This window comes from Mesorhizobium onobrychidis (assembly GCF_024707545.1).
In the GTDB taxonomy this organism is placed as follows: domain Bacteria; phylum Pseudomonadota; class Alphaproteobacteria; order Rhizobiales; family Rhizobiaceae; genus Mesorhizobium; species Mesorhizobium onobrychidis.
The window spans coordinates 5,637,590-5,658,484 of record NZ_CP062229.1 but is presented as its reverse complement, the minus strand read 5'-3'; the positions used below and the strand labels follow the sequence as shown (position 1 = coordinate 5,658,484).

Annotated in this window: 19 protein-coding genes and 2 pseudogenes; 14 read left to right on the top strand and 7 right to left on the bottom strand. The window is 58.6% G+C overall.

Translation table 11 applies throughout. The features are described from left to right. Positions 1-40: 40 nt before the first annotated feature. Genes IHQ72_RS28020 through IHQ72_RS27995 form a run of 6 tightly spaced genes read left to right on the top strand, consistent with a single transcriptional unit; the run spans position 41 to position 6,549 of the window. Positions 41-1,555, top strand: coding sequence for a sugar ABC transporter ATP-binding protein (locus IHQ72_RS28020; RefSeq protein ID WP_258118648.1), 1,515 nt, complete (start codon positions 41-43; stop codon positions 1,553-1,555). After that, on the top strand, positions 1,548-2,549 hold the full coding sequence (locus tag IHQ72_RS28015) for an ABC transporter permease (RefSeq protein ID WP_258118646.1): 1,002 nt from the start codon (positions 1,548-1,550) through the stop codon (positions 2,547-2,549). Before IHQ72_RS28020 ends, IHQ72_RS28015 begins: the two co-directional genes overlap by 8 nt. After that, positions 2,546-3,541, top strand: coding sequence for an ABC transporter permease (locus tag IHQ72_RS28010; protein ID WP_258118645.1), 996 nt, complete (start codon positions 2,546-2,548; stop codon positions 3,539-3,541). Before IHQ72_RS28015 ends, IHQ72_RS28010 begins: the two co-directional genes overlap by 4 nt. Positions 3,542-3,546: 5 nt before the next feature. Further along, entirely contained in the window at positions 3,547-4,395 is an 849-nt protein-coding gene (locus IHQ72_RS28005; RefSeq protein WP_023799537.1) for a sugar phosphate isomerase/epimerase family protein, read from the top strand. Between the two features lie 4 nt (positions 4,396-4,399). Further along, complete coding sequence (locus tag IHQ72_RS28000) at positions 4,400-5,860, top strand: FGGY family carbohydrate kinase (protein ID WP_258118638.1); 1,461 nt, start codon at positions 4,400-4,402, stop codon at positions 5,858-5,860. Continuing rightward, positions 5,857-6,549, top strand: coding sequence for a class II aldolase/adducin family protein (locus tag IHQ72_RS27995; protein ID WP_258118637.1), 693 nt, complete (start codon positions 5,857-5,859; stop codon positions 6,547-6,549). The genes IHQ72_RS28000 and IHQ72_RS27995 overlap by 4 nt, the downstream gene beginning before the upstream one ends. A gap of 74 nt (positions 6,550-6,623) precedes the next feature. Here the strand turns inward: IHQ72_RS27995 and IHQ72_RS27990 are convergent, their stop codons facing one another. Continuing rightward, positions 6,624-7,097: a phosphatidylglycerophosphatase A family protein gene (locus tag IHQ72_RS27990; protein ID WP_258118636.1), complete on the bottom strand. Its 474-nt coding sequence runs from the start codon at positions 7,095-7,097 to the stop codon at positions 6,624-6,626. A gap of 359 nt (positions 7,098-7,456) precedes the next feature. Between IHQ72_RS27990 and IHQ72_RS27985 the strand changes: the two genes are divergently transcribed. Then, positions 7,457-8,083 carry a CDP-alcohol phosphatidyltransferase family protein gene (locus IHQ72_RS27985; RefSeq protein WP_258118634.1) on the top strand — a complete coding sequence of 209 codons (627 nt, stop codon included), beginning with the start codon at positions 7,457-7,459 and terminating at the stop codon, positions 8,081-8,083. A gap of 151 nt (positions 8,084-8,234) precedes the next feature. On the opposite strand, the gene IHQ72_RS27980 is transcribed toward IHQ72_RS27985, so the two are convergent. Together IHQ72_RS27980 and IHQ72_RS27975 are read right to left on the bottom strand one after the other, a co-directional pair. Then, the gene (locus tag IHQ72_RS27980; protein WP_258118632.1) at positions 8,235-8,909 is read right to left on the bottom strand and encodes a protein-L-isoaspartate(D-aspartate) O-methyltransferase; all 675 of its coding nucleotides are present in this window, start codon (positions 8,907-8,909) and stop codon (positions 8,235-8,237) included. Positions 8,910-9,321: 412 nt separating this feature from the next. Continuing rightward, a complete protein-coding gene (locus tag IHQ72_RS27975; protein WP_258118630.1) occupies positions 9,322-9,624 on the bottom strand; it encodes an alpha/beta fold hydrolase in 303 nt (100 codons plus the stop codon). A 152-nt stretch (positions 9,625-9,776) separates the two neighbouring features. Between IHQ72_RS27975 and IHQ72_RS27970 the strand changes: the two genes are divergently transcribed. Beyond that, a complete protein-coding gene (locus tag IHQ72_RS27970; RefSeq protein ID WP_258118628.1) occupies positions 9,777-10,769 on the top strand; it encodes a glycosyltransferase family 2 protein in 993 nt (330 codons plus the stop codon). A 189-nt stretch (positions 10,770-10,958) separates the two neighbouring features. On the opposite strand, the gene IHQ72_RS27965 is transcribed toward IHQ72_RS27970, so the two are convergent. Beyond that, on the bottom strand, positions 10,959-12,257 hold the full coding sequence (locus tag IHQ72_RS27965; RefSeq protein WP_258118626.1) for a polysaccharide biosynthesis/export family protein: 1,299 nt from the start codon (positions 12,255-12,257) through the stop codon (positions 10,959-10,961). Between the two features lie 122 nt (positions 12,258-12,379). Between IHQ72_RS27965 and IHQ72_RS27960 the strand changes: the two are divergent. The 6 genes and pseudogenes from IHQ72_RS27960 to IHQ72_RS37215 all read left to right on the top strand — a co-directional run. Beyond that, positions 12,380-12,519: pseudogene (locus tag IHQ72_RS27960) on the top strand (molybdate ABC transporter permease subunit); the annotation flags it as partial. 573 nt (positions 12,520-13,092) lie between these two features. Further along, on the top strand, positions 13,093-13,875 hold the full coding sequence (locus IHQ72_RS27955; protein WP_258118624.1) for an FkbM family methyltransferase: 783 nt from the start codon (positions 13,093-13,095) through the stop codon (positions 13,873-13,875). A gap of 96 nt (positions 13,876-13,971) precedes the next feature. Beyond that, positions 13,972-14,151 (top strand): hypothetical protein, encoded by a 180-nt coding sequence (locus tag IHQ72_RS27950; RefSeq protein ID WP_258124074.1) that lies wholly within the window; start codon positions 13,972-13,974, stop codon positions 14,149-14,151. An 87-nt stretch (positions 14,152-14,238) separates the two neighbouring features. Next, positions 14,239-14,454, top strand: a complete 216-nt coding sequence (locus tag IHQ72_RS27945) for an exopolysaccharide production repressor protein (protein ID WP_258118622.1) — start codon at positions 14,239-14,241, stop codon at positions 14,452-14,454. 595 nt (positions 14,455-15,049) lie between these two features. Then, entirely contained in the window at positions 15,050-16,918 is a 1,869-nt protein-coding gene (locus IHQ72_RS27940) for a Wzz/FepE/Etk N-terminal domain-containing protein (protein ID WP_258118621.1), read from the top strand. A 64-nt stretch (positions 16,919-16,982) separates the two neighbouring features. Next, positions 16,983-17,130: pseudogene (locus tag IHQ72_RS37215) on the top strand (IS21 family transposase); the annotation flags it as partial. Positions 17,131-17,195: 65 nt separating this feature from the next. On the opposite strand, the gene IHQ72_RS27935 reads toward IHQ72_RS37215, so the two are convergent. The 3 genes from IHQ72_RS27935 to IHQ72_RS27925 are packed head-to-tail and all read right to left on the bottom strand — an operon-like array spanning position 17,196 to position 20,594. Further along, a complete protein-coding gene (locus IHQ72_RS27935; RefSeq protein ID WP_258118619.1) occupies positions 17,196-18,299 on the bottom strand; it encodes a glycosyltransferase in 1,104 nt (367 codons plus the stop codon). Positions 18,300-18,333: 34 nt separating this feature from the next. Beyond that, positions 18,334-19,317 (bottom strand): glycosyltransferase family 2 protein, encoded by a 984-nt coding sequence (locus IHQ72_RS27930; RefSeq protein WP_258118617.1) that lies wholly within the window; start codon positions 19,315-19,317, stop codon positions 18,334-18,336. Continuing rightward, on the bottom strand, positions 19,314-20,594 hold the full coding sequence (locus IHQ72_RS27925; protein WP_258118615.1) for an O-antigen ligase family protein: 1,281 nt from the start codon (positions 20,592-20,594) through the stop codon (positions 19,314-19,316). The genes IHQ72_RS27930 and IHQ72_RS27925 overlap by 4 nt, the downstream gene beginning before the upstream one ends. Positions 20,595-20,895 lie beyond the last annotated feature (301 nt).

The following is a 20,895-nucleotide window of genomic DNA, read 5'->3' as shown; positions in this document are numbered from 1 at the left end:
GCAGGATTGCAAACGCGATTGGATCCAGGGTTTCAAGTCGATGGCTGATCAGGCACTCGATGGCGCCGCATCACGGCCGCTGCTGTCGCTCCGCAACGTCAATATGACGTTCGGCGGCGTGAAGGCGCTGAAGAATGTCAGCTTTGAGGTGCTGCCGGGCGAGGTGCATTGCCTGGCCGGCGAGAACGGCTCCGGCAAGAGCACGCTGATCAAGGTCATTACGGGCGTGTACAAGCCCGAGGCGGGCGCCGTGATCGACTATGATGGCCAGAGCTACTCCCATATGTCGCCGGTTACGGCGCAGGCCAGCGGAATTCAGGTCATCTGGCAGGACCTCGCCCTGTTTCCCGAGATGACTGTCGCCGAGAATATCGCGTTCCAGACCGTCATCGGCCGCTGGCCGCGGCTGGTGAACTATGCCGAGATGCGCCGTGTCGCGATCAACGCCTTGCAACGTCTTGGTGTTACCTTCGATGTCGATCTAGCACTCCACCACTTTCCCATCGCACAGCGGCAGATCGTAGCAATCGCGCGCGCCCTCGTCGGCGAGGCGAAGCTCGTCTTCATGGACGAGCCGACGGCGTCGCTCACCCAATCCGAAACCGACTATCTGCTGGACATTGTGCGCAATCTGTCGGCGTCGGGCGTCGCCGTTGTGTTCGTCAGTCATCGCCTGGCGGAGGTTCTTGAAATCTCCAGCCGCGTCACCGTGCTGCGCGACGGCGCCCTGGTTGGCGTCTATCCAACCAAAGGCCTGACCCAGTCGCGCATCACCGAGCTGATGACGGGCAAGACCTTCGACTATTCCGTCCTGCATCGGGATTTGAGCAGGAGCCCGGTCATGCTTGAGGTTAAGGGACTGTCGCGGCCCGGCGAATTCGACGACGTGTCCTTGACGGTCCGGCGCGGCGAGACGCTCGGCATCACCGGGTTGCTCGGGGCAGGGCGCACCGAATTGGCGCTGACATTGTTTGGCATGCGCAAGCCGAAATCGGGCTCTGTCGTCCTGGATGGCAAACCCGTTCGCTTCGGTTCCAACCGTGACGCGATCGCCGCCGGCGTCGCCTATCTTTCGGAAGACCGGCTGTCGCTCGGTCTCATTCAGCCCCAGGCAATCGCCGACAACATGGTCATCGCCTCGCTGGACAAGATCCTTTCAGGCGGTTTCATTTCGAGCGATCGCCAGCGATCTCTGGTCAATCGCTGGATTAGGGATCTCGGCGTCAGGATCGGAAGGCAGGACGACGCGATCTCGACCCTGTCAGGGGGAAATCAGCAACGTGTTGCCATTGCAAAATGGCTGGCGACCGACCCGAAGCTGCTTATCCTCGACGCACCGACGGTCGGCGTCGATGTCGGCGCGCGCGCCGGCATTTTCGACATCGTTTCCAAGCTGGCGGACAGCGGCCTGGCCATTATCCTGATCTCGGACGAGGTGCCTGAAGTCTATTTCAACGCGGACCGTGTGCTGCACATGGCTCAGGGGCGCATTGTCGGCGAATTTACGCCGGGCGCTGCGACCCTCCAGGCGATCGAGGAGGCGGTCTATGCGTAGGTTTGTCCGCTCCCACGCAACGGAACTGGCTTTGCTCGCCGTTATCGCCGTCATCTGCGTCTTCCTTTCGTTCGCGACGGACCGGTTCTTCACCCTCGGCAACGCGTTTGACCTTCTAAACACCGGCTCGGTCAACATCATCTTCGCCGTTGGCCTGCTGGTCGTGCTGATCGCCGGCGGCATTGACATCTCCTTCGCTGTTGCTGCCTCCGTTGTGCAATATCTGACCGCGACCGTCCTCGGCTGGATCGGCGGCGGGAATTGGATTGTCGGCTTCATCATCGCTGGCGCATTGGGCGTCGCGTTGGGCTGCATCAACGCCTTCCTGATCCACGGGTTCAGGATCATCTCGATCGTCGCCACGATTTCGACTTTCAACATTTTCTTCGGCTTGCTGATGTTTTTCACAGGCGGCGTGTCGATCTACAACCTGCCGGACTGGCTCACCACCCGCGTCGTGCTGTTCGAGCGAGAGATGGCTGACGGGACCTGGGCGGAGATCACCCTGCCTGTGCTCATTATGGCCATATGCGTGTTCGCTACCTGGGCGTTGATCACGCGCACCACCACTGGCCGCCAACTCTACGCATTTGGCGACAACCCGGAGGGCGCGCGCCGCTTCGGTATCAATATCGGTGCCATGCAATTTATCGCCTTCGGCTGGCTTGGCCTGATGGCGGGTATCGCCGGTCTCGTCCAAGCGCATTACGCGCAGGAGGTTGTGCCGAATGCCCTTTATGGGCGCGAACTCGACGTCCTGGCAGCCGTAGTCCTTGGCGGTGCGCGGCTCGGCGGCGGCAAGGGCAGCGTGCTCGGCTGCATTCTGGGCGTTCTGTTGGTCTCGATTACCCAGAACGGACTAAATTTGATGGGCGTGTCGCCTTTCGCGTTCAAGATGATCGTCGGCGCCATCATTCTTGCCGCAATCACGCTTTCGAATACCAGCATCGAACGCCTGCTGCCGTTCCTGAAAAGCCGACGGGTGCATTCATGACGGTTTTGATTGAACGCGTCCGCAACGCGCTCGGCCCCGAACTTGCAGGTCCGTTTGCCGCGTTCGTAGCTGTCATGATCGTGTTCGGCTTTGCCGCGCCGAACTTTCTTTCCCGCGCTACCTTTGAATCCGTCGCCTTCCAGCTGCCGGAACTCGGCCTCCTCACACTCGCCATGCTGCTGCCGATCCTGACCGGCGGCCTGAACCTGGCCATCACCTTCACGGCCAACATGGCCGGCCTGACGCTGGCTTGGGTACTGCAAAGCCAGGGAGGCGTCGACGCGGGCATCGGCGCCTTTGTGCTTGGCTCGCTCCTTGCCATTGCGGTCGGAGCACTGAGCGGGCTGATCATGGGGCTCGTCATCGCCTACACCAAGGCTCACCCGATCCTGGTCTCGCTGTCGATGATGATCTTCCTGCGCGGTCTCGGCGAATTCCTGACGCGCGGCGGCGACGTGTCCGGCATTCCCGGCTTCCTGGCGCCGATCGGCTACGGTTCGATTTTTGGCATCCCGGTGCCGTTGCTCATCTTCATCGCTTGCGTGCTGATCTGGCACGTCTTGCTGACGCGCATGAAGCTAGGGTTCAACACCTACATGATAGGCTCCAATATCGAGGCCACGCGCTATTCCGGTATCAATACGCGCAAGGTGCAGGTTCTCGTCTACACATTGTCCGGCGCGATGTGCGCGGTAGCCGGCATCATCATGCTGGCGCGCTTCAATTCGGTGCGTGTCGGCCACGGCGAGTCTTACCTGCTGATCACCGTGCTTGCCTGCTTCCTTGGCGGGGTCAATCCGTTCGGCGGCTTCGGTCGGGTGATCCCGGTCTTCGTTGCGCTGGTCGTGCTCCAGCTTCTGTCCTCGGGACTCAATCTGATGGGCGCAAACCAGCATCTTGCGACGGCAGTCTGGGGCATCCTGATGATCACGGTGATGATCCTGCGCTGGCTTGCCGGGCGCCTCAAATTCCTAAACACAAACAGAGGATGAGTTAGATGCATGGTTTTGGGGTCCACACCTCGATGTGGACGATGAACTGGGACCGGGCCGGCGCGGAGAAGGCGATCGCGGCTTCGGTCAAATACGGGATGGACTTTATCGAGATCGCGCTTCTGAACGCGCCGGCGGTCGATGCCGCGCACACACGCGCCTTGCTCGAAAAGCACAATCTTCCTGCCGTTTGCTCGCTTGGGCTGCCGGAGCGCGCCTGGGCCTCGGTGCGGCCGGATGCCGCCATCGAACATCTCGAAGTGGCGATCGACAAGACTGCGGAAATGGGCGCGCTGGCGCTTTCCGGCGTGATTTTCGGCGGCATCGGCGAACGCACCGGCCTGCCACCCACCGAAAAGGAATACGACAACATCGCCCATGTGCTGACCGTCGCCGCCAAGCACGCCAAGAAACGCGGCATCGAGCTCGGAATCGAGGCGGTGAACCGCTACGAGAACCATTTGATCAATACCGGCGCGCAGGCAGTCTGGATGGTCGAGAAAGTCGGGGCCGACAACATCTTTGTTCATCTCGACACCTACCATATGAACATCGAGGAGAAGGGGGCTGCCAATGGCATTCTGGCCGCCCGCGACCACCTGAAGTACATCCACTTGTCTGAGAGCGATCGCGGCACACCGGGCACCGGCAACTGCCCCTGGGACGAGATTTACGCAACGCTGGCGGCGATCGGCTTCAAGGGCGGACTTGCCATGGAAAGCTTCATCAACATGCCGCCGGAAGTCTCCTACGGCCTCTCGGTCTGGCGGCCGGTTGCGAAGGACGAGGCCGAAGTGATGGGCAATGGCTTGCCGTTCCTGCGCAACAAGGCTCGCCAATACGGTCTGATCTGACACGATGGATGACGGGCAGAAGGCGGACGGCGCAAGGATCGCCGTCTTCGACGTCGGCAAGACCAACATAAAGCTCTCCGCGATGACGCTCGACGGCGTGCTCGTGGAGAGCCTCTCTGTCCACAACGAAGTGCGGCCCGGTCCGCCTTGGCGGCAGCACGATCTCAACGGCATCAGCGACTGGCTGTTCGGCTCGCTCGCCACTTTGTGCCGACACCATCCGCTGGAAAAGGTGGTCGGCACCGGACATGGCTCCGCAGGGGTTCTGGTGAACGCAGATCCCGACGACACTTGCGCCCTGCCGATGATTGATTATGAGCAGGACCTGCCGCCGGCAATTCGCGAGGGCTACGCGCCGCTTTCGGGCGATTTCTTCGATCGCGGCAGCTCGATCATGCTGAAGGCTGCCCACCAGGCGCGCCAGCTGTACTGGATGCAGCAGGTTGATCCGGAGCGCGTCGCTCAGGCTCGGTGGTATCTGGGCTTGCCTCAATACTGGGCCTGGCGGCTGTCAGGCGTGCCATCGGCCGAAACGACGATCCTCTCGGCGCAGTCACATCTATGGAACAACGTGCGCAAGCAGTGGGCGCCCATTGTGGCGGGGCAGGGATGGCAGCGCCTCATGCCACCATTTCATCCGGCCTGGAAGAGGTTGGGGCCAATCCGGCAGGATCTGGCGCGCCGGCACGGCATACCGGAAGAGCTTTCTATTCTGACCGGCGGCCACGACAGCAGCCTGAACCTCTACCGCTATCAGGCGGCAGGCATGCGCGACGCTTGCGTGATCTCTACCGGAACCTGGATTGTCGGAATGTGCGCGGCGACACCTCTCGACCAACTCGATGAAAATCGCGGAATGGTGCTGAACAGCGACGTGGCAGGACACCCGGTCGGCGGCGTTTTGACCATGGGCGGACGTGAGTTCAGTCATGTGGCAGGGCAGGGGCAAGAAGGAAATGCAGCCGACGCTGCGCTGGCCAGTTTGCTGATTGAGCGGGGCACTTTCGCATTGCCGTCGTTCGGCGACGATGACGGCCTGTTTCCAGGCAGCGCCGGGCGCGGCCGGTTTGAAGGGCCGCCTGCAGAAACCCCTGCAGAGCGCAAGGCGCTCGCGGTGCTCTACGCCGCGCTGCTGACGGTAGAATGTATCGATGCGCTGAACGAAAACGGGCTGGTTGCATTGGATGGCACCTTCCTGCGAGACCCGCTCTACGCCACACTGGTTGCCGCGCTGCGGCCAAACGCCGAAACGGTCTACAACCTCGACTCCTATGGCACTGCTTCGGGTGCGGCGCTACTTGGCGAACACGAAACTCGTGACACGCCGGCTCCGATCGCGCTCAGCCTGCCAGCCGCCTTTGCCGGCGATCATGAGGCGCTCGCAGCCTATGCACAGCGGTGGCGCGAACTGATCAAGCGAAACAACTTGCAACAGGGCAAGACCAGCAAAAGGAACGATCGATGACTGATGACAGCGCTCTGCGCCGCGAAATGGTGGATGTTTGCCGCCGGATGAACTCCAGCGGTATCAACCAGGGCAATGCCGGCAACCTGTCGGTGCGCTCCAGCGACGGTTTCCTGATCACGCCCTCGTCGCTGCCCTACGAGACGATGACGCCCGAAGACATCGTCGAGATGGGATTTGACGGTACCTATGTCGGCCGACGGCCCTCCTCCGAGTGGCGCTTCCACCGTGACATTTTGAGAGAGCGGCAGGAGATCAACGTTGTGCTGCATTGCCACTCGCTCTACGCAACGACGCTGGCCTGCCATCATAAGACAATCCCGAGCTTCCACTATATGACGGGAGTGGCGGGCGGTACGACCATCCGCTGCGCGGGCTACGCGACCTTTGGCACGCAGGCCTTGTCCGACAACGCCTTGGTTGCACTCAAGGATCGCCTCGCCTGCCTGCTCGGCCAGCACGGCCAGATTTCGCTCGGCAAGACCATGGAAGCGGCGTTGTGGCTGGCGAACGAGGTCGAAACCCTGTCGCGCATATATGTCCAGGCGCTTACCCTTGGCGAGCCGCCGGTCCTTTCCGACGAGGAGATGGCGCGGGTGATCGAGCAGATGAAGAAGATGAGCTATGGCCAAGCGCCGGATCCGGAGGGAACGAACGATTTGGCGCGGCCGCGCGACGCTGTGGTCTAGCGCTGCTGCGGCAGATTTTAGTGGAGAGAGGTCTGTTTTTCCCGTCGGCCCGCATCAAGCTCGACTGTGGCAGGTTACGGCAAACGTTGAATCAAATCGTTCAGCAAAAGCAGCAACGCGCCGGCGACCACAGCTGCAGCCGCGTCGTCCAGCATGATGCCGACCCCACCCCTTACTTTCTCATGCACGACGCCGATGGGCCAAGGCTTGACGACGTCGAAAAACCGGAAAGCAAGGAAACCTGCTGCCCACCAGACCGGGTCGAGCGGTAGCATGGAAAGCGTTGCGGCGGTGCCGAAGGTCTCGTCAATGACGACGATCTGCGGATCCTCCGTCCCGGTACGGGAGATGACATGCGACGACGCCCATACTCCCACGGCGAATACGGCCATGTAGGCAAGCACGATCAGCCAAGGCGATGCAGGTATCAGGACCGCGGCAAGAGCCACTCCGACGCCCGCGCCGACCGTGCCCGGCCATACCGGAGATAATCCTGCGCCGGCAGAGGTCGCGAGTAGGTAAGCCAACTTGGGAAGAAATTTACGCATGGAGTTTCGGACAGCTTCCCCGTGAATTGCGAATACGCGTTATAACGGCATCTTTCGGGTTACTACCGCCAGTCGATTTGCGACAGCGGACACAACGGGTATTGCAGAAACTGCGAAACAATATCGGGCTGCTGTCGCAGCAACCGAAATTTTCCGTTTCGCCGCCAGCTTGGCAGCCTCTGGCTACCTTAATCCATTGGCCGCATTCGCCAAAGAAACGCTGCTGGGTTGAGCTGGGAAAGACGTCTGAGCCGATCTCGGCCCGCGTTGACAACTCGAACGGTGCCGATGGTTGGAACGAACCCGAAATTTGCCGGTTAAGCTCCGCGCAACGACATCATCAGAGGAGCCGAGTAATCATGATCGCCGGTCTCATGAAACGTCGTATCGACCCGCTATGGGAGCATGCCGCTTCTCCGCTGGTCGGGATCGGCATGACCCCGAACCAGGTTACATCAGGCGGGCTAGTGCTCGTCGCCCTGTCGTGCGCCGCCTATCTGTACCACCAGTCAAGCCTTGCCTTTGGCCTTTGCCTCGCGTTTGCCTTCACCTTCGACGCGCTGGACGGCGCGGTTGCCCGTCGCAGACATATGAGCACCAAGGCCGGTGGTTATTTCGACGCCATGGCCGACCGTTATCAGGAACTTGCCGTTTTTGCGGCAATAGGCTGGGTCGCCGATCTGTGGGCGATCGCAATGATCGCATTCGCCGGCGGGATCCTCACCAGCTACGCCAAGGCGCGGACGGCGATCGAAATCCCTATAGAAAACCACGCGTGGCCGGATTTATTCGAACGGATGGAACGCCTGGTGTTCATTTGCGTGCTGCTAGTCGCCGACGGATTCGCGACCGCCATGGGCGCCGCTTCGCCCTGGATTCTGACGGGCGGGTTCGCGCTTTACGCACTGCTGGCAAACGCCACAGCTGTGCAACGGCTCAATCGCGCATTTGCGATGCTCAAACGAGCGGACGCGAAGCAGCCGTGAGACCGCGAGAACCCATACTGGTTTTGGGCGGCGGAAAACGCGAGGCGCTGTCGCGGGCACAGTCGGATTAAAAACAATCCTCGCGCGGCCTGCGTCATCTCTGGCCATAGCGAAGTTGCTGACCCTGTGGGGCCAGATGTCCGCACCGTCGTTAGACCGTTTCGAGCCGGCTGAACCGAACCGGGATGAGTTTGCGAGTCTTCAGTTGCCCTGCCGAATTCTTGTCGATGACCGTCAGCAACTGCACTTCCTCAGGTCCGACAGGCAGAACCAGGCGTCCCCCCGGCTTGAGCTGATCAAGTAAAGCCGGCGGCGCCCGCCCAGCCGCGACGGTGACCAGGATCTTGTCGAATGGGGCGTGCTCTGGCCAGCCTCGAGATCCGTCTCCGACACGAATGCTGATATTGGATAGACCGAGGCCCTGCAGGAGAGCCTCGGCATGGTTTGCGAATTCCTCGATGATTTCGACGCTCCAAACGTGCCCGGCGAGTTCCGCGAGGATTGCGGTTTGGTATCCCAGCCCGGTGCCGATCTCGAGCACCGCCTCGTGCGGTTGGGGAGCAAGGAGATCGGTCATGAGAGCGACGATGAACGGCTGCGAGACGGTTTTATCGAAGCCGATCGGCAGCGGCATGTCCTGGTAGGCATAAGGCGCAACCGAGGCTGGCACGAAGAGATGCCGCGGCACTCGCCGCATCGCAGCCATCACACGCTCATCGAGCGCCGCCTTGCCGAGTTCTTCGCTTGCAAGGTCGGTATGGATTGCAATCATCTCGACCATGTGCCTGCGTAGCACTGCGAGATGCTCTTCGTTCATTGGCTTCATGACCGTCGGGCTTTCTTCAACCAGGCTTGCTGCCAGATAGGCTTATATCCTGTTCGTCACAGCAACGCCCGGCATCGTTTCCAGTTGCGGGTGGCCCACGGCGACCGGAGGTAATTTTGGCGTTGCATCTTGATAGATATCGTCGGCGGCCCTGGAGATCCGGTGCCATGTCGCCATAACGGTATGTCCTGGATCGCGGTGATTGAACGATGAACGGCTGAATCGCGTGCATGCGTGGGCAGCCGGCGATCTCGACCGGGGCGTTGTCGTTGTAGTAGTGGACGCCTGTTTTCACCGATGCTGCGACTGCTGCATGGCTTCGGCAGCGGAATGCCGCGACGGGCGGTTCGGGCGGTTCCTCACTCACCTACACGTCGGAGTTCCTAAATATCCAGCTAAAGTCCGAAGACCGCTACTTTATCGCTTCCAGGAGTGCTGAGTGGAACTCGCCGGGGGCCTCTATCCGTGGTGAATGGCCAAGCTCTGGGAATTCAACGAGCGTCGCGTTCGGAATGGCAGCGGCTGCGGCGCGTCCGAGATTTGGATAGTGGCCGAGCGCCTTCGCGACCTCGGCGCTGGCGCGATTGCCGCCCGGGGCTGTACGATCCTTGCCCCCGATGATCAGCGTTGTCGGCACGGAGATATTGCCAAACCCGTGGATCACAGGTTGGGTGAAGATCATGTCCGAGGTTTGAGCCTGGTTCCACGCTACCATCTCCTTGCCCTCGTGCGGGAACCACGCGTTTGACCTCTGCCTTGCCGCTCGGCCGTCGTGGTTGAATCCTCATCAGCTAAAGTAGTGAAATCTGATGGAACTACCGGCCCTGATGTGCCATTTTACCACGTCGTGAGAGAAGACGAAGGCAAATGAGCCAGCACAATGCCACTGTGATAGGCGTCGTGGTGCCCATGTTCAATGCCGAGAGAACCATTCTCCCGACGCTGACCAGCATCTGCCAGCAGAGCCACCAGGCGCTGGACATTATCGTAGTGGATGATGGGTCGACGGACCGGTCCGCGTCAATCGTGGCCGCCTATGCCGAGCAAGATCGGCGTATACGCCTTTTCAGGCAGCCAAATGCGGGTGTTGCGCACGCACGCAACAGCGGCGCCGCTGCCACCGATGCGGAGTTTCTAGCGTTCGTGGACGCGGATGATCTTTGGGCTCCATCCAAAATCGCACTGCAACTGCGCGTCCTGCAGGAAGGAGGCTCGTCAGCTGGCCTGGCATATTGCTGGTTTGCGGAGATCGACGAGGACGGTCGGATATTTTCATTCAAACAGCCCGATGCCGATGGTCGCGTGCTGCAACGCATGTGCAGAAACAACTTTGTCGGTAACGGAAGTTCGATGCTTGTACGTCGCTCCGCATTCGAGCGGGCGGGACAGTTTGATCCTTCCCTGAGGGCGAGGAACGCACAAGGCTGCGAAGATCTTCTAATGTGCCTCAGAATAGCGGAGAATTACGAGTTTCGTGTCGTGCCCCAACATCTTGTGGGTTACCGGAGGACGATCGGCAACATGTCGAGCGATGTCATGCAGATGTTTCGTTCGTATGAAATTGTCCTAGCCGAGTTTCGCGAGAAATATCCGCAATTTGGGAGCGATCTCAATGCCCATCTGCTTGACACGATCAATGGGCTTGCCGTGAGAGCTTTGGTTCAAGGGCGGCTTTCCGCAGCCTGGTACCTGTCGAAGAAGCTCTTTGTCCTGGAGCCGCGCACCGCCATTTCACGTCTGCCTCACACGGTCGACGTCTGCTGCCGGGGGCTGGTTCCTCGCTGGATCAAGGTTCGGGTGAAACGGATGCGAAACGCCGAGTCACGGCCTCTTTATGGAAAGATTTATCTGGAGAGGTGAGCGCGTCCCTGTTCGGGCGTACCGAGCCGGGGCTGTTGAAGCTAGATGCTTGATCCCAGGCTTTGGCGGCGCACGCGGCAGTCACGTCATTGCCTGGACCCTGAGCGGCCACCAAAACGATCTTGGCCCGGACCACATTTCCATAGGACACGTGCAACTACGCGCCGCCTCTATACAATATTTAATTGTTTAGTTCGCGACCGCCGCTCCTGGTGGGTCCTCCAGCGTAATTGTGATGGTGTCACCCGGAGCAAGCAGAGTATCTTCAGTCGCCTCGGTCGTCGCTGCCTGTCCGTCAGTGGAGCGGGTTACACCGATCGTAATGCGGTCCCCTTCGCCTACAAGGTCGCTGCGCATCTGCATCACGTAGGCGATTTGTTTGGTCAATGAATCCATCTCAGCGCGCATTTGCGTCATCGCCGCGCGTTCAGTCTGCAAGTCAGCCAACAGGTCAATTCGACCCTGGTCGATAAGCTTATCAAGACTGCGCTGCAAATCCCCTTGGTCGCGTTCAAGTCGAGCGATCTCAGCGTTGGTTTGCAAAGCGCGGGTCGCTGAAAGGAGCACTGCGCGTTGAGCATCGTTGACCCTCGTGATCTGGATCAGACCTTTTTCGAAGAGCTTCTTGATGCGATCAAGTTCCGCCGCATCTGCGGCTGCGCCCGCTTGATCCGCCTTCTGCTGCTCCTTCAGGTAGCCCATTCGTTCCGCCGCCTTGGTTGTGGCCAACTTAACCGAAGCGCGCTCCTTCTCCTGATCCGCATAGACAGCTTCAAGATGCTTCCCCTCCTGCTGCAAAGCTTCGTCGCGACGAGGTTCGAGGCTCGGGTCACGTTCTGCCTCCGGAACCTCAATCGCTCTGGCGCCGCTCAGCTGCGCCTCTATGCGAGCAGCTTTGATTTCGCTTTCCTGGTACTTGATGCGCAGAATGTGGAGGCGGCCGCCAAGGTCCGCTGCTGTCATTTCAGGGTTTTCAAGCTCACCGCGACCGAGCTTGTAGCCGCCGCCAGCCGCCACAGCTTGTCGGACAGTCATTCCTGGTCTGAAGGGCTGAATCCCAGGAGAGGCAATGTCCCCGTCAATATAGACGGGTCGGTATTCCTCAATATCAACAATAATCTGATCTGGGTAAAAACCAGTCCAAGTCTCAGTGCCGTCGGCGGATCGTTGCGGAAGGGATTTTGGTTTTAAAACCTCAATTACCTCCTTGCGAACATCCACTATTGTCTTCCCGAGAACGTTTAGGGGGCCTAGGACCGGCAACACAATTACACCGCTTTGGTCGATCACAGCTCGCTTTTGCATCTCGGGATAGCCTATGACAGCGAAGCCGATCACGTCGCCAGTCTGCAGACGGTACTCGCCGACATTGTACTCCTCTGCTAGGGCAAGGCCATTCGATAGATTCGCGTTTGCGAACAACAGAAACATGCATGCGAGCGCAGCGCAGCTGCCTGCCTGCATCCAGCGCACCGATCTATTCAACATTCGCGATCACCCCGCAATGCTTGAGCATGACATCGACGCAGACCTTTCTCACAACGCCATTCCTTTGAGGCGAATTTACGCTCTGAACAATGGCAACAAGGCAGACGATGTTCCGAGATCGCCCCACTCTGATCATCATCCGGCTGGAAGAATACAACTATCCGGCGGCCACCGCGATCGGGGCGATCATGGTTGGCTATCGTTCGCGATGCTCCTGGTCGTCAATCTGGTGCAGTCGTGGAGCCGCAAACGCTATGGCTGACGTTACCATCGTGTCGTCGATCGGAAGCGGCACCGCCGGCCAGCGAGCAGCCGGTCGCGCGCTACCTGATGGCAGTCGCGTTCGTCTTCCTGGTGGCCTGAGCGGCATTGGCCCGCCTGACGCGGGGCCGCCATGTTCGCCGCTCCGCTAAACACGGAAGCTGCGCGGCGGACACACCAACATCGAAGCCGTCCCATTTTGCTCAACTTGACGCACACAACTCGACTCAGCCTCTGCCTAATCCAGATCGCATGGCATGGCCAATCCGCGTGGCAAACCTCTCTTGGCCGCCGAACGGGAGTAAGCGCTCGTTGGGCCCCCTCGATTTCCGACCTGCTCGGCCTGACCCGACCATGCGAAGATGCCTCCGATATGGACGAGGTCTTGTGCATGGCAAGAGACGGCAAAATGGACGTCCAGTTGCACGTCCGGATATCAGGTGGGCGGGTCATGCTAATGATAGTTTCGTCAAAACCCTAATGCTACTCTCCTTCGGAAGGGTGATTTAGCAGAGCGCGGCCAACTTATTATCTTAATGTCTTGCTTTGCACGTCATTTCCTTAGGAGGGCAACGTGGACCGCGACTTGGTTTATGACGTCGGTATGCATAATGGCGATGATACGGCGTTCTATGTGAGCCAAGGCTATCGTGTGGTGGCGATTGAGGCAGACCCTGCGCAAGCGGAAGCAGGGCGAAAACGGTTTGCTGCTGAGATCGAGAAGGGCCAAGTTCACGTCGTTGAGGCTGCGATTGGGCCAAGTCACGGACAAGCCTCATTTTGGATCAGTAGCAATCCCGAGTTCAACTCGTTCGATAGGCAAAATGCGGAGATGTGCAACAACACTTCTCATGAGATCCAGGTCACTTGCCGACCGATGAACGACATCTTGGCCGAGTTTGGAACACCCTATTACCTCAAGGTTGATATCGAGACTGCAGATCATTTCTGCTTGGAGGCACTTGACCCAAACGATCTCCCTCAATTCGTCTCGTTTGAGAAGAGCCGTTTGGAGGATCTGTTCTTTATGCACAATCTCGGCTATTCGCGTTTCAAACTGATTGCGCAGGAGGATTTTCGGCAGCTAAGTTATAGCCCCGATCAGGCCAACAAATGGTCACGAAATCTAAGACCATTGCGAAGTCGTGTTCGACGTATGCTGGGTCGCCGTGCACCAGAGAATGTTGCAAAGAAACATTCTGCCTACGGCTCCTCGGGTCCATTCGGTGATGAGACTGATGGCCCGTGGCGGCAAATGAAGGAAGTTGCATTTACGTGGCTTGCCTTTGATCTTGGCCACACCGGTGATCCTGACCCTGTCTGGCATGACTGGTTTGATGTGCATTGCGCACGCTAACAAGGTATGGCCCCGGAGGGGAAAGCCATCCGCATGAAATAGCCCCCGAATGAACCGGACACGATCTCCATCTTGATAAGGGATAGGAGTAATGTCGTGTCTATGACTGGTAGCATTCCGAAGATCGAGATCCTGAACGGCCGCGAGCGACGGCGGCGGTGGTCGACGGCCGAGAAGCTGTGGATGGTCGAACGGGAGTTGGTCGCCTGGAAGCAAGCGTCCTGGCACAGGTTGGGGCATCTTTATTCGCACATGCTAATATATCGGTCGCTCTGACCCGTTCCGATATGTTATGATGGTTAACGCGCTGAGGCCTGGATAGCCAAGAAGCGCGTCACGCCAGCGGCTGCGAGTGGGACGGCGATGTCGTTTTTGCTTTTTTTGCGAGGCCTTATCATAGTACTGTTGGCATTCGCCATCAGTATATATTTGCTCACCGAATCCCTCTGGGGCACGTTTGTCCAAACGTTGATTTGTGGGATCTTGATACAGATTGGGTACTTTGTTGCTGTCATGCTGCTAGTGTGGCGCTCGGTCTCCAAGGAATCGGTGACTCCGAAGTCACACACCGCGCGATGAGTCCGAAAGGGAGCAACTGCCGAGCCACTTAGTAAGTGAGGCGGGCCACTCTCCGCCTTCATAGGCTCTGGCTGCTAGTCTAGAGTAAGACGATCAGCAAGATGACACCCCACACCACGAAACAAAATGTGACTGCAGCCTGACTTATTCTGGCATCGGAGAGGCTTTCCGCTAGGCGCCAGATGCGCGCAGGACCCTTGCGGTGATCGTTATCGCGCGCCTGTGATCGACGAGCCATTCCAATCGACATCCCTGTTTCCCGCAGGACAGGCTCAACCTGAGCCCGGAATCTCTTGCTCAGATGTTTTGCCATTTGGCAATACGACTCAATTTCTTCCTTCAGTTGGAGCTTACGACATGCAGCGGAATTGCGGCAGTCGGAGCATGGGCCGCGTGAGGTTTCGTTTATTGCATCGAGGTTAGGAGTTGCGCCTTTAGCGAAGAGCGGGCTGATGCCCGCCCGAGCGGTGTGCCTGGGTGTGCCTGGGCTCCGCGGGCGTCGATACTGGATTTGCAGACATTTAGTCAGATAATGTGGTATGGTGTTTGTCACTACCAATGCGCTGCCAGTCTCATTCCACGGGTTTGAAGGCTTATGCTCCGCGAAGTTGAAAAGCACCCGGATTCTGCCTTCACATTCGGCGATCCTCAGTGGGGAACGATTGATCTCGAAACACTCGTGGCGGCAGCGCGACGGCAGTTGAGGTTCGTCCTTACATGCGCGCTCGCAGGACTTGTGCTGGGGCTAGCGTATCTTTGGGCCGAGGTGCCCTTGTACGAGTCGACGGCCAGAATCCTGATCGACAAGAACCAGCCATCCATCGTAACGCAGTTAACAGAGAGCGAAAGCTCCGCACAGCTTGACCCGATGATGCTGAGTCAGGTCGAATTGTTGCTTTCCGACCGCATCGGGCTAAAGGTCGTTGACAGCCTCGGTCTTGCTACCGATCGCTCTTTCTTGTCAGCGCCATATTCATTGCTCAACAGTCTCACGGGATCGGTCGCTCGGTGGCCATTCATCGGCAGTTCCGAAGCAAGCGGAGCGCCGGTGAAATCGAGTGCCGCGCGAGGACCCGATCCTCGATGGCAGGCATTTGGCATTCTGGCTGAGAATATAACGGTAGCTCGTGTAGGGCTTTCTTACATTCTGCAAGTCCAAGTTCGGTCGCCTAGCGCCGAAATGGCGCAAAAAATAGCCAGTAAGTATGCAGAAATCTATATCTCTGACCAAGTCGGAGCCAAAGACGAATCGATTATCCGAGCTCGCAGCGCACTGGCGGAAGAGCTCGAGACGGTGCGGAAGCGATCGGTCGATGCCGAGCTCGCAATCCACAGATTCCGAACAGACAATACGTTGACCAAGGAAACGCTGGTTACCTTGCGCCAGCTCGAACTTGAGGCGTCCTCTCTCAAGTCGCAATATGAACAGGTCCTGCAGCAGTACCAAGCGAGCCTGCAGAACCTTTCGATGGCGTTGACGGAGGCGCGGACTATCTCGGAGGCACCATACCCCAGCGGACCGAGTTCTCCGAACAGCAGTCTTACGTTGGCGTTCTGTCTCGTGCTCGGCGGCCTGGTTGGCGCCGGTGTGGGCGGAATTCGGGAGTACCGGGAGCGCTTTTTCCGCACGACGGCTCAAGTGCGCGATGAACTCGGACTTGAGACGCTCGGAATGATCCCTTTGCTGGACGGGAAGCCAATTCGCCGAAACAAGCACGATCGTGCGGCCGGAGAGCCGTCATTCATCGAGGTGGGGAACAGCGCTTTCAACTGGGTAGAACAACATCCGCGCTCGGAATTCGCTGAAGCGATGCGAACTGTGAAAGTCGCTGTTGATGTCGAGTTACCAGGGAAGAGCACCAAGGCGCTCGGCATCGTTTCTTGCCTCCCGGGAGAAGGGAAGTCGCTGGTCGCTGCTAATTTAGCGATGGTTCTTGCTATGCAGCGTTGTAAGACGTTGTTGATCGATGCCGATATCCACAATCCGGGCTTGTCCCCTATGTTAGCCAACGGCTGGGAACGAGGCCTGGCCAACTTGTTGGCTGGAGGACTCAATCCGAGAGATTTGCTGGCCCATCAGTCATTGCCATTGAGGTTCCTGCCCGGCGTGAACCAGAGCCAACAAAAGCTCGCAAACACCATGCAGCCTATCGAGAAAATGGGCGACTTTCTGCTCAAGGTGGGCCCTATGTTCAATTACGTCGTCGTTGATTTGCCCCCGTTGGCTCCAGTCGCGGACGTGAGGTCCTTTGTCCAGCACCTCGACGGCCTTGTTCTGGTTGTTGAATGGGGTGTGACCGCTCGTACATTCGTGCGCGAAATCCTCAACAACAACCCGATCCTGGCGGATAAATGCATCGGCGTTCTGCTCAACAAGGTCGATATCAAAAGAATCAAGCGGTACCAAAAGTTCGGCAGCGCCGAATTTTACAGTGAACGCTATAGTCAGTATTACCAGGCCTAGTTGTGGAGCAGGCATTGTTTTGTCTTGAGCAGATAGCGCAAGGAGGCTTTGACGAACAAACTCCGTCCGGGCTTATCCGCGCGAGACGCAGGAGATGGTGTTCGTCGGCAAGGACCGGCGATACATCACATCGTCGCTTCCTCCAGCCGGTGGGCTGCGCGCTGGCATCGGACTGGGAAAAGGGCCAGGTCGAGAACCATGTCGGACAGGTGGGATGCCGAGCAGTCAGAATTCACGATCGGCCCGGCTATCCTGGTCGCCAGTGCTTTGCCGGTCCTTACATTCCGCCACCCAACACCGCCGTAGCGCGGACACGCAAAGCATCCTGCGAATAGGCCTCCAGCATATCGTGTCGTGCCTGTATTCCGATCTCTTTGCGAAGCGTTTCATCGCCCGCGAGCACTAACACTTGGGTCACCGCCATCTCCGCTGAGGGCACAGTAAGCTTCAGCATATTCTCTCCATGCTTGCCGTAATCCCGAATACCGCCGACGTCGGTCGCGATAATCGGAAGACCGGCAAGCATCGCCTCGGCGACGACGATGCAGAACCCTTCCGTATCGGACAGATTGATGAACATGTCACGATCACAGGCCAGCTCGAACCAGCGTGCGACATATCCATAGAAATGCACGCGATCTCGAATGCCGAGCTCATCCGCCTTGCGCGAAAGCGCCTGCCGTTCCGGCCCATCGCCGTAAAGATCGAGGCTTGCAGAAACGCCGCGGTCTTGGAGCATTCGGATGGCCTCGATCAGGCGGTCAAAGTTCTTTCGCGCCATAAGGCGTCCGGCTGCAGCAAGGCGCAAGGGTGTGTGAAGCGCGTAGTCGCGCTTGTGGGAGGAAGCCCCATCGGCACGAAACAGAGGCACCACATGCGACCGGCGCCTGCGGGGCAGGAAGTATGCTTGTGTCTCCCGGAGCGTATTTTCGCAATCAGCCCAGATTTCGTCGACACGCCAGGACAGCGCCTTGAGCACAGGGCCATAAACGCCTTCGGCACGCCGGGAGCGGTAACGGGCGATGTGCTCGAATGAAACGCAGCGAAGCCGAGGAGCGAACATCGCAACTAGCCGTCCCAGGAGATTGGCCTGCTTGAGCGACAACACAACCATATCCGGCCGCCACTCCCGGATGAGGCGCAACATTACAAAGAACGTGCTCACGAAGGTGCGCAAGGAAGGCTCTTCGCTCTGCGACGTCAGGATAAGATTGTGCTCTCCGATCTTTGCGGCGATTTCATCGGCAAGAGCCCCGCGACCACGGCAACAGGCTAGAATCTTCAGCTCATGCCCGCTGAAAAATCCTGCTTGCAGCAAGGTCAGCAGCCCGTGCTCGGCACCACCGGGATCGAAGCCGTTGATGAAGTAAAGAATTCGCATGTGATACGGAAGCGTTCCCGATTGCCTTGTGCCTCTAGCGCTGAGCGCCCCGATATTCGTCAATGCCGCTCCCTTTGCGAAGGGCGCGGTAGAACAACAGCTTGGCTGCGCGGCGCACCTGGGGCTCCACGCCCCTCGGCAGGACGCAAAGAAGGATGTAAACGTAGACGCGCCAGGACAATGGATCGTGCCACATCGCGCGAATGAGCAAGCGCGCTCCGCGTTTCTTTTCGCCTTGAGCCACGCAATCATTGCCCGCCTTGGCGTACAAACGCGCGTTGCGCCGACGCGCGAGGTGCGTAAGTTCCGGCCGTCGCATGACCCATTCTCGCGTGAGGCGTTCGGCTACCGGCAGAAGCGCGTCGAGTCTGCGGGTTATGTTCGAGCCATGGCGCCGTTTATAGACGAGTGCTTCGGCCACATGTTGAAATGTCCAACGCTCGGCTGCGCGTAGACAAAACTCTGTATCCTCTCCAGCCCTGAATGCCTCGTTGAATAACCCGATATCTTCGACCATCTCCCGCCGCATAACCATACTGGAAGGAACAATCGGCCCATCAAGCAGAAAATATGTCGGCAACGTATCGCACTGGTCGGCGCGATAGCGGCGCACGGCGACGTGTAGAGCATCGGACAGATCCGGCGCGGAAAAATCGACAAGATCACCATAGACAAGACCTGCCTTGCAGCCATTGCCCAAGACGGCTAATTGACGCTCAAGCTTGTCCTCGGCCCAGAAGTCATCGCCGTCGAGAATTGCAATAAGATCGCCGGCAGCATGTCTGATGGCAAGATTCCTCGCCGATGAAAGCCCGATACCCGCCGTCGTCAGGACATGTATGCGCGGCTCCCTGCGACCCAGCGATGCAATCACTTCCGACGAGCCGTCCATCGAGCCATCATTGACAATGATGATCTCTTTGATGTGGCTCGACGCGGTCTGATTAATCACGCTTTCCACTGCCTGCACGATGAAGCGTTCTTCATTGTGGCATGTCATGATAACTGAAACACTCATCTCGTGTTTCCTGGCAAGGGGCTCCCGAGGAATCGGGGATGTCTCATGCTCCCGGGGTGGCTCCTCCGCGCCCTGTGCAATGATAGCCAAAGCCCGTGCCGCGTCAATTCCGGCAGGAGCGAGACAAGGATCAATGTGACGAACGCTCGTGTGCCGGAGGCTTCTGTTCCAACGTAAAGGGCGCAGGGAACAAGAAGCACGAGGGGCAGAAGCCGTGCCTGGGCCGCTCCGATCAATCCGTGAGAAAGGGCCCAGCTTAGAGTACGGCTTAAGCGAAACCATGCAGCAATCCATATGAGAATATAGAGGCTGAGCCCAATGATGCCGTTCTCGGTGAGGATGCGTTGAAACTCGCCATGTATCCCCAGCCGCAACTCGCCAGGAAGTCCGCTGAAATCCGTATCGATAATATTCTTGAATTGGTTCGTACCCACGCCCATCAGTGGATGTTCGGAGATGAGTTGTCTGGACAGAGTGAAAGCAAACGCGCGCTGGACATTGCTCGGGGTGTCACCAGGGGCATATTTCCCCGTCGCGACCAGATATTCGTATTGCCCCATGCTCAGCGGATCGAGAATGGTCTGCATTTGCTTCTCGACATAGGCGTTACCCATCGTGGTCGATAACATGAAAAGACCCACGAAGCCGGCGGCGATCGCCGGTACCATTGCAGCGAGCCGTCCGCGCATCAGAAGCGCAGCGGTCAGAAAGAGACAGATCAAAAACGCCTTGCGTTCCCCGGATAGCAGGAGCAGGGGAAGTATCCCTGCCCATGCAAACCAAAGGCCGCGCCGCTTGGCCCGTTTGGCGAAGAGGAGGAGCCCCGCGAGCGCAATTGGAAGGAAGGTGAATACGAGCCTTGGGTCGGCCAAGTGCTTCCAGCCGACCGAGTAGCCATGAGCCACATGCCAGGAGATCGTATAGGCGAGAATCAGCACCATGCCGAAAAGCAAGATGTTGACGGCCTTCTGCGTCTCGAGCCATCTAGCCTCCTGTGCGATGGCGAACGCAAAGGCGCCCACAGTGGACATCTGCAACAGCTCGCGCAGGCCGTTCTTCGCGTCCACGCTGAAGGCCGAGACCAAGTGCCAACCGAAGAAGGGCAGGAGCAGCAGAAAACCGACTGAAAAAGCCAAATTTCGCCAACGCCCCGTCGCCAGGCCAAATATGAGCGCCAGCAAGGCGATCAGCTCGAACGGACGCAGCAACACAAAACCCGTCTCGAGCCTGATTGGCAGGAAGAGACTCAATATCGCGAATGTGAGGAGATAACGCATCACAGCCTGCTCGCGGCGCAATATTCTTTTAGCATGTTCTCTTTCCCGGAAACAGAACTTGTTGGATGTATCAATGCCAGCCCGCGGAGAAACACTTCACCCTGCTCCAGCCGACAACCCCATCGTTCTGCCCGCTGTGGCAATCGCATATCGAAGAGGTTTCCGCCTGTTGGGAAAGCTCACCCTCCTCGGCTGCGGGGAGGCCTACTGGTGGCAGAACTCATCAGCAGTCCGACGAGAGTGGTGACGCATCCCGACGGCGTGCGGTCGATGCGGGCTAGCCGACGGTCTCGCTCTCCGG